Here is a 13,375-nt window from a genome sequence, read left to right on the forward strand (position 1 = left end):
ACCTGGTCGCGCGCATGAAAAAAGGGTCACGCGACCGACGGTCACGTGACCCCATGGACATATTCGTCAAGCGCCTCGGAGAGGCGTCACATACTTCTGTCAGACCGCTCGACCGTCTTCGGCACTTCTTCGGTGTCGATCGGTGTTCATAGTGTTCATCGGTGCTCGGACGTCCGAACCGTCCGGATCCCAGAGCGCTCGGACCTTCCCGCCATCCGGTTCGCGGACGGCTCAGACGGCCTCACGCTTGATCCGGCGGCGCTCACGCTCCGACAACCCACCCCAGATTCCAAACCGCTCGTCATGCTCGAGCGCGTACTCAAGACACTCGGCACGCACCTCGCAGGAGCGGCAAACCTTCTTGGCCTCGCGGGTGGACCCTCCCTTCTCCGGGAAGAACGCCTCCGGGTCGGTCTGCGCGCACAAGGCGCGCTCCTGCCAGCCAAGCTGCTCTTCAGCGATGCTCTCCTGTGCGATGACCAGGTCGGCCACTGCACACCTCCCTGCCGCACGCCCGCAAAATTGGAGCCCCCCTATGAACGCCTCCCCCTTACCCACCCAGAGGAAGGCGTAACAACACGTGTGTAATTACACGCGCGTGGTCGGTGTGGCGTCAAGCGGCATGCTGGTATCCGGGGAAAGACCTGCTCTCCCCGGTTGTGGGTCGTGTGCCTGCCACGACGGCAATTGCACCAGGTGATCGCTTCGACCGCCAGGGGCTCAGTGCTCTCGGCGGTCGGAACCGTACCAGGACATGTTCTGATCCTGACCGGGGCCCACCCTCTCTCTATCCGGGGTTTCCTCATCCGTGACCTGACCTGGGCGTTGTTCGGGCTTGTAGATCGCCGTGGGGTCTATCGGCTGCGAGTCCCACGTCCTGGCGGCGGGCGCGGGGTCGCTCAGCGGGTCTCCCTGGTAGGCGTTCGGGTCGAACCGGAGCGTCGACTCCGACTGGGGGTCCCACTGGTGGGACTGGTAGGGCGGCGTCTGGGGAGCCTGGGAGGCCTGCGGAGCCTGAGAAGCCGGCGCGGGCTGGGGATTCTGCGGGGTCTGAGGAGCCTGCGGGTGCCCGAACGGGCCCTCGTAGCCCGGGGAGCCGTACTCGGGGACGCGCAGCTGAGGCTCGGTGCCGCCCTGCTGGGCCTGCTGCTGGTAGCTCTCCGCCTGCTGGTAGGCCTGGGCCATCTGCTGGGACCTGAGATCCACCGGGTCGGGCGCGGAGTAGGACGGGCCCTGCTCGGCCTGGCGGCCGAACTCCGCGCCCGAGTAACCGCTGAACGGCTGGCCGTAGTTCTCCGGAGGCTGCGGGAAGGACTGCGGCGGCCGGCCGTCGAACGGCGGGCGCGGCTGGGCGTCGAGCGGCTGGTCCTGGCGCCCGTCGGCCGGCGGGTAGGACGCGGGGGCCTGCTGCTCGGGCTGGTGACCGTACCCGGGCGACTGCGGCTCCTGCTGCCCGCCGAAGCCCTGGGCCTCGGACCGCTGGTAGCCCTGGGAGTCGGCCTGCGGGTATCCCTGCGGATCGGGCTGCTGGTAGCCCTGCTGCTCGGACTGCCGCCGGGAACCCGACGACTGCGGCTCCTGCCCGTACGCCGGAGAGGTCGGGGAGGCCGAAGAGGGAGACGAGGCCGAAGGCTCGGGCTGCTGGCCGAAGAGCGGGTCGGACTGCCCGTAGTCGGGCTGCGACCGGTCCGAGCGCCGGCCGTACGCGGAGGAGGCGGAGGAGTCGGCCTGCTGGCCGAAGCCCTGCGAGTCGGACTGCCCGTACGACGAGGAGTCCGAGTACTGGGAGTAGCTCGGCAGGTTGGGGCTGGAGTGCCGCCCGGAACCCGACGACTGCGACTCCTGCCCGTACGCAGAAGAGATCGGGGAACCCGGGGAGGTCGGCGGCTCGGCCTGCTGGCCGAAGCCCTGCGACTCCGGCTGCCCGTACGACGAGTCGGGCTGCCCGTACGACGAGGAGTCCGGGAACTGGGGATAGCTCGGCAGCCGGGGTTCCGTCTGGGCCTGCGGCTCCACCGGGGCGGCGTAGACCGGCGGGTCGTAGGCCGCGGCCGGCGAGTCGTAGGCCGCGGCCGGCGGGTCGTACGGCTTGGCCGGGGCCGGGGGCTGGACGTCCGCCGCGACGTACGGGCTCGGGGTGTAGCCCGCGGCCGGGGCGGCGGGCTGCGGCGCCTGCGGAACGGACTGCGGGTAGCTCTGCGGCTCCGGCTGCGCGTACCCCTGCCCCTGGGGCTCCGGCTGCGGGTAGGGCTCGCCCTGGGGGGCGTACTGCTGGTTCTCGGCGGGCGGCGTGTAGGGGGCCTGGGCGTATCCGTCACCGGCCTGCGGCGCGGGAGACGCCGGCGGCACGGACGCCGCGTGGGAGGGCGCCTGCCGGCCGTACCCCTCTGAGTCCCCGGCGGAGCCGTGCTCGGGCGCGGGCGGAAGCGCGGGGCGGTTGTACGGAGGCTGCGGGGCCGGGGCGGGCGGAGCCTCCTGCGGGTAGCCGTGGCCACCCTGCGGGCCCTGGTCCTGCGGGTGATGAACACCCTGCTGGGGCATCTGCCCCTGGGGACCCTGGGGACCGGGACCCTGGGGCCCCTGGGGACCGGGACCCTGGGGCCCCTGGAAACCCTGGGCGTGGGGGTACGCGCCCTGCGGAACGCCCTGCCCATGAGGGCCCTGAGGCCCCTGAGGGCCCTGGGGCCCCTGGGGGTACTCCTGGAAGGGGGCCTGCCCCTGCGCGGGAGCGGGCGGCTGACCGTAGGCGCCGTACCGCTGGTCCTGCGGATGCTCCGGGGAGCGGCCGAAGCCGCCGTCCGCGCGGAACGCGCCGTCGCGTGAACCCGCGGGGACCGCCTTCGGCAGCACATACAGCAGCGCGACCGCGGTCAGCGCGAGGGCGGGCAGGTTGACGAGAAGGAACTCGACCTTCCCCAGGAAACCCTCCACGCCGCCGAACAGCCCGCCGAACAGGCCGATCAGGCCGAACAGCACGGAGAGCCCGAGCGTGCCGGCCACCACGAGGGCCATCACCTTCAGCCGCTGGATCACCGGGCCGAGGTTGGTCGCCAGCAGCACGCCGCCGACGAGCAGCGCGGTGGCGACCGGCGAGGCGAGCTGCCCCAGGGAGGCCGCCGCGCGCTCGGCGAAGGAGAACGATCCGCTCCCGAACAACAGGCGTTCGATGCCGACGAGAACGCTCGCGGACGCGACGGCGACCATGAGCCACGCCGCCGGTTCCCGGAGCCGGACTGCCTCGACATTGATCACAACTACCCCCATAGGGTCTTTAGGTAAACCCGGGTCAGTTTTGCACATGGCTGACTTTGTTGCCGGTGGTCCCAGGAAGCCCACCAACCCCATAAGTGCTCCATTACACCCTATAAGCTCACATTTCGGGCGGCCAATCAGGCGATCCGGCCAGGGTGGACACCCCTCATAACGATCATGAAAAGACTACTGGGAACCGCCCGCGGACACCCCGCCAACAGGCTTGGTGACCTAGTGGAACACTGGACGGCATGCGCATCGTGTCCCTCGCCGGCGGCATCGGCGGCGCCCGTTTCCTGCGGGGCCTCCTCACCGCGGCCCCCGATTCCGAGATCACCGTCATCGGCAACACCGGTGACGACATCAGCCTCTACGGCCTGCGGGTCTGCCCCGACCTCGACACCGTGATGTACACGCTGGGCGGCGGCATCGACGAGGAGCAGGGCTGGGGACGGCGGCAGGAGTCGCACGTCGTCAAGGAGGAGCTGGCCGCCTACGGCGTCGAACCGCAGTGGTTCGGCCTCGGCGACCGCGACTTCGCCACCCACATCGTGCGCACCCAGATGCTCGACGCCGGATATCCCCTGTCCGCGGTCACCGAGGCGCTGTGCGCTCGCTGGCGGCCGGGCGTACGCCTGATCCCGATGAGCGACGACAGGACCGAGACCCACGTGGTCATCTCCGACGAGCGGGGCCGCCGCGCCGTCCACTTCCAGGAGTGGTGGGTGCGGCTGCGCGCCTCGGTCCCGGCCGAGCGGATCATCCTGGTCGGCGCGGACGAGGCCTCCCCCGCCCCCGGCGTGCTGGAGGCGATCGCCGCCGCCGACGCGGTCATCCTCCCGCCGTCCAACCCGGTCGTCAGCATCGGTACGATCCTGCAGATCAAGGGCATCCGCGAGGCCCTGGAGGGCAAGACCGTCGTCGGCGTCTCGCCCATCGTCGGCGGCGCCCCCGTCCGGGGCATGGCCGACGCCTGCCTGACCGCGATCGGCGTGGAGACCACCGCGCAGGCGGTCCTCGAACTGTACGGATCGCCGCTGGTGGACGGCTGGCTGGTCGCGGAGGAGGACGCCGGGGTGGCCCTCGGCGGCGTCGACGTCGAGGCCCGTCCACTGATCATGCACGACGTCGAGTCCGCCGCCGCCATCGCCCGCGCCGCCCTGGACATGGCCGTGCGGCTCGCGGGCCGGGACACCGGCCCTCCGGCCCCGTACGAGCGGTCCCCCGTCGCGGACGAGGCCTCGGCCCGTGAGGAGGGTTCGCGATGAGCAGGCTCAGGCGCGGGCGGGAGGAGCCCGCCGACGTCAGGCTGGAGATCTTCGCCGTCCCCGGCATCCCCGAGGTGCGCGAGGGCGACGACGTCGGGGAGCTGATCGCCACGGCCATGCCCGACCTGCGCGACGGCGACATCCTCGTGGTCACCTCGAAGATCTCCAGCAAGGCCGAGGGCCGGGTGCTGCGCGGCGTGAGCCGCGCCGAGGCGGTCGGCACGGAGACGAGACGGGTGGTGGCCCGCAGGGGTGAGACCGTGATCGCCGAGACGGCGCACGGGTTCGTCATGGCCGCCGCCGGGGTCGACGCCTCCAACACCCGTCCCGGCACGGTCGTCCTGCTGCCCGCCGACCCGGACGCCTCCGCCTCGGCCGTGCGGGCGCGCGTCAGGGAGCTGCTCGGCGTGTCGGTCGGCGTGGTCGTCTCCGACACCTTCGGCCGCCCGTGGCGCAACGGCCAGACCGACATGGCCGTCGGCCTCGCGGGGGTGACCCCCGCGCTCGACTACCGGGGCATGTCCGACGACCACGGCAACGCGCTCGAGGTCACCCTGACCGCCGTCGCCGACGAGTTCGCGGCCGCCGCGGACCTGGTCAAGGGGAAGGTCGCGCAGACCCCGGTGGCGGTGATCAGAGGTCTGGCGGAGTACACCACCGAGGATGACGGGCCGGGAGTCGGCGAGCTGCTCCGCCCGTCCGCCGACGACATGTTCCGGTACGGTTCGCGCGACGTGGTCTTCGCCCGCAGGACCGTCCGCGAGTTCTCCGCGGACCCCGTGGACGGCGACAAGGTCCGCAGGGCGGTCGACGCCGCGATCGCCGCGCCCGCCCCGCACCACACCACCCCGTGGCGGTTCGTCCTGCTGGAGTCCGCCGGGACCCGCGAGAAGCTGCTCGACGCCATGCGGGACGCCTGGATCGCCGACCTGCGCGGTGACGGCTTCTCGGAGGAGTCGATCGTCAAACGGGTCAGGCGGGGTGACGTGCTGCGCGCGGCCCCGTACCTGGCGGTGCCCTGCCTGGTGATGGACGGCTCGCACACCTACCGCGACGACCGGCGCAACGCGGCCGAGCGGGAGATGTTCGTGGTCGCGACCGGTGCGGGGGTGCAGAACTTCCTGGTCCAGCTCGCGGTGGAGGGCCTGGGCTCGGCCTGGGTGTCGTCCACCATGTTCTGCCGCGACGTGGTCCGCGAGGTCCTCGGCCTGCCCGCGGACTGGGACCCGATGGGCGCCGTCGCCATCGGCCACCCCGCCGCCCCGCCCAGGGATCGCGCCCCCAGGCGGGCGGCGGACTTCATCGTCGTCCGCTAGGACCTCGCCGTCGTCCGCCGTCGTCCGCCGTCGTCCACCGGACCCGCCTGGAACCCGGTCCCGGCGGGTCAGCCCTCCGCGTCCCCGTCGAGTTCCATCGCCCGGTTGATGTCGACGAGCGAGTCCTCGTAGCGGCCGAGGGAGCGCAGGACCTCGCTCCTGCGGATGTAGGCCCAGGTGTACTCGGGGTCGATCTCGATCGCCCTGCTGAGATCGGCCACCGACTCCTCGTTCCGCCCGATCTCGTGCAGGACCGCGCCGCGGCTCGCCAGGGCACGGTCGTTGTCGGGCTCCAGCTGGAGGGCGTGGTTCAGGTCTCCGAGCGCCTCGTCGAACGCGTCCGTCATGCGGTGCGTCTCCCCGCGCGAGACGAGCGCCCAGACGCTGTTCGGCTCCAGGCTCAGGGCGTGGGAGAAATCCGTGATCGCGTCCGCGTAGCGGTCCATCTGGTAGTACAGGTCGCCGCGCGCGTTGTACAGGTCGGCGTCCTCGGGAGCGAGCATTACGGCCCGCATCAGGTCGGTCTCCGCGTCGTCGTACCGCTCGAGCCCGCGCAGCAGCCTCGCCCTGTCGCCGAGAAGCCAGACCTGGTCCGGGGTCAGCTCGATCGCACGGTCGAAGTCGGCCAGCGCCTCGACGGACCGGTGGAGCGCCGCGTGGGCCTGCCCCCGGCTGCCGATCGCGAACGCGTACTCCGGATCGATCTCGATCGCGCGGTCGAAGTCGGAGACGGCCTCCTCGAACCGCTCCATCCTCCGGTACAGCTCGCCCCGGTTGGCCCACGCGATGTCGTCGGCGGGGTCGAGCCGGAGCACCTCGGTCAGGTCCGCGGCGGCCTCCTCGAAGCGCTCCATCTCCGTGTAGGTCTTGGCCCGCTCGATGAGCAGCCTCCGCCGCTGCCCGCCGCCCTCCGAACCGGCACGCGAACTCTCCTCGCTCACCCGCCCTGCCCCCTTTTTCTGGATCACCCCTGTGATCGACCGTAGGCACGATATCCCAATAGATCGCCACATTTTGCCCTGCCTGCACGCGGGTGGGCCCGGTGCACCGGCCGTTCAGGGCGAAGCGGCGAACCCGGTCGGAGGCGATACCTCGCACACCCCGGCATCGTTCGACGACGCTCCCGCTCGCTCCGCGCCGGGGCGGGCCGCGGTCCGGCCCGGCCGCCGGAGTGGCCCTGGCTCAGGCCCAGGCCAGCCTCTGTTCCAGCAGCCGCTGCTGGGCCGGGTTCGCGGTCAGCTCCAGCGCCCGCTCGTCACAGGCGCGTGCCCGTTCGGCGTGGCCGAGCCGGCGCAGCAGTTCGGCGCGGACGGCGTGCAGCAGCGGGTAGCGGGCCAGCACCTGCCGCAGCTCGTCGAGTTCGGCCAGTGCCGCCTGCGGTCCTCGGGCGTAGCCCAGGGCGACGGCACGGTGCAGCCGGGTGACGGGCGAGGGCGCCAGGCGCAGCAGCATGTCGTAGAGCACGAGGATCTGCGCCCAGTCCGTCTCCTCGAACGAGGTCGCTTCCGCGTGGCAGGCCGCGATCGCCGCCTGCACCTGATACGGCCCCGGCCTGCGATGCACGCGGGCGGTGCGCACCAGCAGCGCGGCCGCCGCCTCGATCGCCGCCCGGTCCCACAGCGCGCGGTCCTGGTCGGCCAGCAGCACCAGGTGGCCGCGGGCGTCGAAACGGGCCGGGCCGCGCGCCCGGTGCAACCGGATCAGCGCCAGCAGCCCGGCCACCTCCGGCTCGCCGGGCACCAGGCCCGCCAGCAGCGCGGCCAGCCACTCGGCGTCGTCGACCAAGCCCGCGGCCTGAGCGTGCTCGGCTGTGCTGGACAGGTAGCCCTCGTTGAACAGCAGGTAGATGACCGCCAGCACGGCCTGCAGCCGCTCGGCCAGCTCGTCGCCGGCCGGGACGCGGTACGGGATCCCCGCTTCGGTGATCTTCTTCTTGGCACGGGTGATGCGCTGTGCCACCGTGGCCTCCGGCACGACGAACGCCGCGGCGATCTGCGCCGTCGACAACCCGCACACCACCCGCAGGGTCAGCGCGATCCGCGCCGCCCGCCCCAGCGCGGGATGACAGCAGGTGAAGATCAGCCGCAACCGGTCGTCAGCCGGGGCGGGCTCCGGCCGACGCAGCTGAGCCAGCTTGGCCCGGTAGGTCGTCTCACGGCGCAGCACGTCCAGGCCGCGCCGCCGGGCCACGGTGAACAGCCAGGCATCCGGCCGGTCAGGGACGCCCTCGACCGGCCAGCGCCGCAGCGCCGTCTCGATCGCGTCCTGCACCAGGTCCTCGGCCGCCGAGAAGTCGCCCAGCAACGAGATCAGACCGGCGGCCAGCCGGCCCGCGTGTTCACGCACCACGCGGGCCAGCACCTCGTCACTGCCGGCGCTCCCATGGACACGACCGCCGGTGGGCCCGGCCACCCTCTCCGTCATGAGACCGGGCGGATCTCCACGACCGGGCACGCCGGCCACGAGCGGGCCAGTTTCAACGCCTCGTCCAGATCGGCCACCTCCACTTCGGCGAACCCGCTGACCACCTCCTTGCCCTCCACGAACGGTCCGTCGGTGACGACCGGCTCACCGGCGTCCAACCTCACCGTGGTCGCGGTGTGCACCGGCGCCAGATGCGTATGGTGAGTGATCCTGTCTCCGTGCTCGGCGAACCATCGGCCCACCGCCTCGTAGGCGGCCCGCTGTTCCAGCTCGCCCATCGCCTCCAGCTCCTTGGCGAACTGCTCGGTCTCCACGAACATCAGCACGTACTTCACGTCTTCGCCTCTCGCGTCGTCTGTCGCTGTTGTACCCGGCGCCGTTCTCAGCCGATCGGCAGGACCGCGTACAGGCCGACGCCGCCTCCGCCGGGGTCGGCCACGGTCGTGCACCGCACACCCCGGAGCGCGCCGAACGGCCTGGAGGATCGGCCGGGCCCTTTGTCACCAAGACGATCGGGACGGGCCTCGATACGACACCCACGGTGCCGCGTTTCGAGCGGGCCGTCCGCCGGTTCCTCGGCCCGGGTCAGGCGGGGGTGCGGCAGGTGGGATGGCACAGCCGCCTGGCGAGGGCGGACAGGAAGACGTCGATGATCTCCTCCGGGCCCTGGGCGACGTGCAGGGAGCCGTTGGTGACGGAGGTGACCTGGGTGAGGGCGGCGCGGTCGAGGTCGGTGCCGAAGGCGAGGACGACGACCTGGACCGGCGCCTCGGGATCCCACTCCTCGCGCAGCGCCCGCACCAGGCCGGTGCCCGAGACACCCTTGCCGTCGTCCTTTCCCGCCGTGATGACGACGAGGGTGTTGTTCATGTCCTCGTCGTAGACCTTGGTCATCTCCCGGAACCCGGCGAGGATCGAGTCGTACAGGGCGCTGGGCTCCTTGGGGGCGGCGCGCAGGGTGCGGGTCAGCTCCTCCAGGCGGCCGCGCCGGACGACCTGCCCGCCGTCGGGCTCGACGACCGGGCCGATGCGCACCCGCTCGCGCTGGTCCCTGCCCTTGGCCGAGGAGAAGTCCCACAGGCCCATGTGGGTGGAGTCGGGGAACAGCTGCAGGCCGAGCCTGGCGGCCTCCAGGGCGACGGTCAGCCTGGTCTTCCCCTTCTGCCCCCTGATCGGCTCTGCCATGTGCCTGCCGGTGTCGGTCATGACCAGGATGTTGGTCGGCGGGGCGAGCCTGCTCCACGCCTCCAGCGCCTCGTCGATCATGGCGGGCAGGATGGTCGGGCGGGTGCGAGGTGCCTCGGTGGGGATCTCGGGACCGGGCGAGTACGGGCCCAGGGAGCCGTCGGCCGAGCGGAACCCCGCCCTGCGGGCCCCCTCCTGGGTCTCCGGGGAGCGCAGCCAGGCGGCGAAGGCCCGCGACCCGCTCGCCTTCACCTCGTCGGAGGAGGTGACCACGTACGGGTAGTCGAGGTTGATCGTCCCTTCGCGGGGGTGCAGGGCGACCACCGGGTCGTCGGAGGGCAGGCGGTTGTGCGCCCACACCGCCGACTCCGGCACGATCACCACCGGCCGCTTCCAGAAGGAGCGGTCGTCGACGGTGGCGAGCATGCTCCGGTAGTCGGGCGCCGACCCCGCCTGCGCCCAGCGGACGAACGCGGTGAGCGCCCGGTCGGCCTCGGGGCCGCTGCCGACCACGTCCCTGGCCGCGGCCACGGTGGCGATCCCGGCCCCCGCGAGCGACGGGTCGGGGACGCGGACCACGTCGGGCTCGTTCTCGTTCGGCCGGATCCGGCCGCGGGTGGTCGAGGGGAAGACCATCCGCCAGTTCATGTCGGTCCTGCCCATGGCGAAGCGCCGGGCGAGGGACTTGCGGGTGGCGAACACCAGGGGCGAGGTCGCCACGACGGTCTCGGTTCCGGCCAGGTTCGCGGCCCCCTGCTTGCGGGCGAGGCGGATCCAGGCCGAGGAGTCGGAGATCCAGCCGTCGGGGCGGCGGCTGAGCACCCCCGCGGTGCCGCCGAGCAGGGTCCGCAGCACGGTGGCGGGTGGCTGCTCGGTCACCTGCACCAGCACGCACCGGCCGTCGACGCCCGTCCGGCTCCGGTTGAACCGCCCCGCCGCCTCCATGACGGCCGGGGCGATGTCGATGGCGGCGGCGACGCCGACCAGCACCGGGTCGCGGGCCGAGCACGAGTTCCCCACCCGGCCGGACACCAGGGCGGCACCGCCCACCAGGGCGACCGCGATCGCGACCGCCGCCAGCGACAGGCGCAGGCGAGCCTGACGCCGGCGCCGCTCGATGCCGGCGGCCACACGGTGTCGACCGGAGGAGGACAAACCCGCACCTCTCCCTACATATACCTACAAGGGAATGATGATTGTGCCCACGAACCTCTCACGAAAGACGGACAGACGTAGAACTCGTTATAATTTTGCCGACGGCTCCAGGGAGAGCAGCGGGAGGGCGTTGGGGCGGACGCTGCGGCAGACGCCGTCGCTCGCCCTGGCCGCGGCCACCCGCCCGGCGTCCGGCACGCCGTAGGAGGTGGTCCGCTGCCGGACCGGCCTCCCGGTCGGGGCGACCATGGCCTCGATCTCGCTGATCGTCTTGAACGAACCGTTCTCCGACCCGGCCATCCTGCTGATCGTCTCCTCCATCAGCGTGCCGCCGAGGTCGTTGACCCCGCCCAGCAGCACCTCGCGGCAGAGCCCGTCCTGGAGCTTCACCCACGAGCACTGGATGTTGGCGATCGCGCCGTGCAGCAGGACGCGGGCCAGCGCGTGCACGGCCCGGTTCTCCCGCGCCGTCGGCCCGGGACGGGCGATCCCCGCCAGGTAGATGGGCGCGCTGTGGTGGACGAACGGCAACAGCACGAACTCGGAGAACCCGCCGGTCTCCTCCTGGATGCGGCGGATCAGACGGATGTGCTGCACCCAGTGCGCGTGGTTGTCGACGTGGCCGTACATCATCGTGGAGGTCGTCGGGATGCCGACCCGGTGCGCGGTGGAGATCACCTCGACCCACTCCCTGGTGGGAAGCTTGCCCTTGGTCAGCACCCAGCGGACGTCGTCGTCGAGGATCTCGGCCGCGGTGCCCGGGAGCGAGTCGACGCCCGCCTCCCTCGCGGCGACCAGCCAGTCCTCGATGGACAGGTTGGTGCGACTGGCGCCGTTGATCACCTCCATCGGCGAGAACGCGTGGACGTGCATCTCCGGCACCCTGGCCTTGACCGCCCTGGCGATGTCGAAGTACGCGGTGCCGGGCATGTCGGGGTGGATGCCGCCCTGCATGCACACCTCGGTCGCCCCGGCCTGCCACCCCTCCCAGGCGCGGTCGGCGACCTGCTCCAGCGAGAGGGTGTAGGCGTCGGCGTCGGTACGGCGCTGCGCGAAGGCGCAGAAGCGGCAGCCGGTGTAGCAGACGTTGGTGAAGTTGATGTTCCGGTTCACCACGTAGGTGACGTCGTCGCCGGCCGCCTCCCGGCGCAGGCCGTCGGCGATCCGGCAGAGCTCGTCCAGCGCCGCGTCGTCGGCGCCCACCCCGTCCTGGTCCCCGGCCAGGTCCAGCAGGACGAGCGCCTGGGCGTCGCTCAGCCCCGCCGGGTCGCTCTCGGCCTGCCTCAGCGCCTCCCGCACGTCGCCCCGCACGATCGAGGAGGCGGCGGGCAGACGCTCCCTGAGCGCCTCCCAGTCGCCGTACACGTTGTCGAAGTCGTCGCGGCGGTCGGCGCTGCGGCCTTCGGTGTCGACGGCCGTGTGCAGGTCGACGCGGCCCACGGAGACGAAACCGCCGTCCGGCTCCTGCCAGGGGCGGCCGGTCGGGACCGCGTCCTCGCGGGCGAGCCCGGTCTCCGGGTCCGCCAGGGCGGCCACGTGCGCGTCGAGCCTCGGATCGAGCCAGGGCTCCCCCGCCAGCACGAACTCGGGGTAGATGGTGAGCCGCTCGCGCAGCGCGAACCCGGCGGCGGCCGTACGGGCGGCGAGGTCGTCGATCTGAGGCCAGGGACGCTCGGGGTTGACGTGGTCGGGCGTGAGCGGCGAGACGCCGCCCCAGTCGTCGATGCCCGCCCTGATCATCAGCTCGTACTCGGAGTCGACCAGGTTCGGCGGGGCCTGCACCCTCATCTTCGGCCCCAGCACCAGCCGGGTCACCGCGATGGTCGCGGCCAGCTCCTGCAGGTCGGCGTCCGGCATGCCGCGCATCGCGGTGTCCGGCTTGGCGCGGAAGTTCTGGACGATGATCTCCTGGATGCCGCCGTACTCGCGCGCCACCCTGCGCAGCGCGAACAGCGACTCGGCGCGGTCCTCGACCGTCTCCCCGATGCCGATGAGGATGCCGCTGGTGAACGGCACGTTCGTCCGCCCGGCGTCCTCCAGCACGCGCAGCCGCACGGCGGGGTCCTTGTCGGGCGAGCCGTAGTGCGCCTGCCCCTTCTCCTCGAAGAGCCGCCGCGAGGTCGTCTCCAGCATCATGCCCATGGAGGGCGCGACCGGCTTGAGCCGCTGCAGGTCCTGCCAGGTCATCACGCCCGGGTTCAGGTGCGGCAGCAGCCCGGTCTCCTCCAGCACCCGCACGGCCATCGCGCGGACGTAGGACAGCGTGTCGTCGTAGCCGTGCGCGTCCAGCCACTCGCGGGCCTGGTGCCAGCGGTCCTCCGGCCGGTCGCCCAGGGTGAACAACGCCTCCTTGCACCCCATCGCCGCGCCCTGCCCGGCGATCTCCAGCACCTCGTCGGGACTCAGGAACATGCTTTCCAGCTTGTGCGGCGCGGTGGCGAACGTGCAGTATCCGCAACGGTCGCGGCAGAGCCGCGTCAGGGGGATGAAGACCTTGCGGCTGTAGGTGATGATCCCTTGCCGCCCGACCGCCTCCAGGCCCGCGTCCCGCACCCTCCCGGCGTGGTCGAGGAGGGTCTCCAGATGTTCGTCCCGTGCGTGCAGCAGGACGGTGGCTTCGGCGGTATCGAGAGCTTTGCCGTCGCGGGCCCTGGCCAGAGCCCGGCGCATCGCGTTGTCGGTGGGGTTAGCGCTCATGACGGCACAGTACGGCGCGAGACGAACATGTGGGGCGGCGGGTGCCCCCTCGCGGGCCCGGGACCCGCCTCGGGCGTC

Annotated in this window: 9 protein-coding genes; 2 read left to right on the forward strand and 7 right to left on the reverse strand. The window is 72.1% G+C overall.

Features of this window, described 5'->3' with window-relative positions; genetic code table 11:
- Positions 1-231: 231 nt before the first annotated feature.
- A complete protein-coding gene (locus ACVCAG_RS16015) occupies positions 232-492 on the reverse strand; it encodes a WhiB family transcriptional regulator (RefSeq protein ID WP_037969494.1) in 261 nt (86 codons plus the stop codon).
- A gap of 228 nt (positions 493-720) precedes the next feature.
- Complete coding sequence (locus ACVCAG_RS16020) at positions 721-3,252, reverse strand: hypothetical protein (RefSeq protein WP_447189970.1); 2,532 nt, start codon at positions 3,250-3,252, stop codon at positions 721-723.
- A 251-nt stretch (positions 3,253-3,503) separates the two neighbouring features.
- On the opposite strand from ACVCAG_RS16020, the gene cofD reads away from it, so the two are divergent.
- Positions 3,504-4,520 carry a 2-phospho-L-lactate transferase gene (cofD, locus tag ACVCAG_RS16025; protein WP_447189971.1) on the forward strand — a complete coding sequence of 339 codons (1,017 nt, stop codon included), beginning with the start codon at positions 3,504-3,506 and terminating at the stop codon, positions 4,518-4,520.
- On the forward strand, positions 4,517-5,836 hold the full coding sequence (locus ACVCAG_RS16030) for a coenzyme F420-0:L-glutamate ligase (RefSeq protein WP_447189972.1): 1,320 nt from the start codon (positions 4,517-4,519) through the stop codon (positions 5,834-5,836). Before cofD ends, ACVCAG_RS16030 begins: the two co-directional genes overlap by 4 nt.
- A gap of 68 nt (positions 5,837-5,904) precedes the next feature.
- Here ACVCAG_RS16030 and ACVCAG_RS16035 read toward each other — a convergent pair whose 3' ends face one another.
- From ACVCAG_RS16035 to ACVCAG_RS16055, 5 genes are all read right to left on the reverse strand, one after another.
- Entirely contained in the window at positions 5,905-6,777 is an 873-nt protein-coding gene (locus tag ACVCAG_RS16035) for a tetratricopeptide repeat protein (RefSeq protein WP_447189973.1), read from the reverse strand.
- A gap of 241 nt (positions 6,778-7,018) precedes the next feature.
- Positions 7,019-8,260 carry a sigma-70 family RNA polymerase sigma factor gene (locus ACVCAG_RS16040; protein ID WP_440084131.1) on the reverse strand — a complete coding sequence of 414 codons (1,242 nt, stop codon included), beginning with the start codon at positions 8,258-8,260 and terminating at the stop codon, positions 7,019-7,021.
- A complete protein-coding gene (locus ACVCAG_RS16045; RefSeq protein WP_440084132.1) occupies positions 8,257-8,595 on the reverse strand; it encodes a YciI family protein in 339 nt (112 codons plus the stop codon). The genes ACVCAG_RS16040 and ACVCAG_RS16045 overlap by 4 nt, the downstream gene beginning before the upstream one ends.
- 250 nt (positions 8,596-8,845) lie before the next feature.
- Positions 8,846-10,576: a substrate-binding and VWA domain-containing protein gene (locus ACVCAG_RS16050; RefSeq protein ID WP_447189974.1), complete on the reverse strand. Its 1,731-nt coding sequence runs from the start codon at positions 10,574-10,576 to the stop codon at positions 8,846-8,848.
- A 111-nt stretch (positions 10,577-10,687) separates the two neighbouring features.
- Positions 10,688-13,297, reverse strand: a complete 2,610-nt coding sequence (locus ACVCAG_RS16055) for a bifunctional FO biosynthesis protein CofGH (RefSeq protein ID WP_440084134.1) — start codon at positions 13,295-13,297, stop codon at positions 10,688-10,690.
- Positions 13,298-13,375: the final 78 nt, after the last annotated feature.

The sequence above is a fragment of the Streptosporangium sp. G12 genome, from assembly GCF_052983175.1.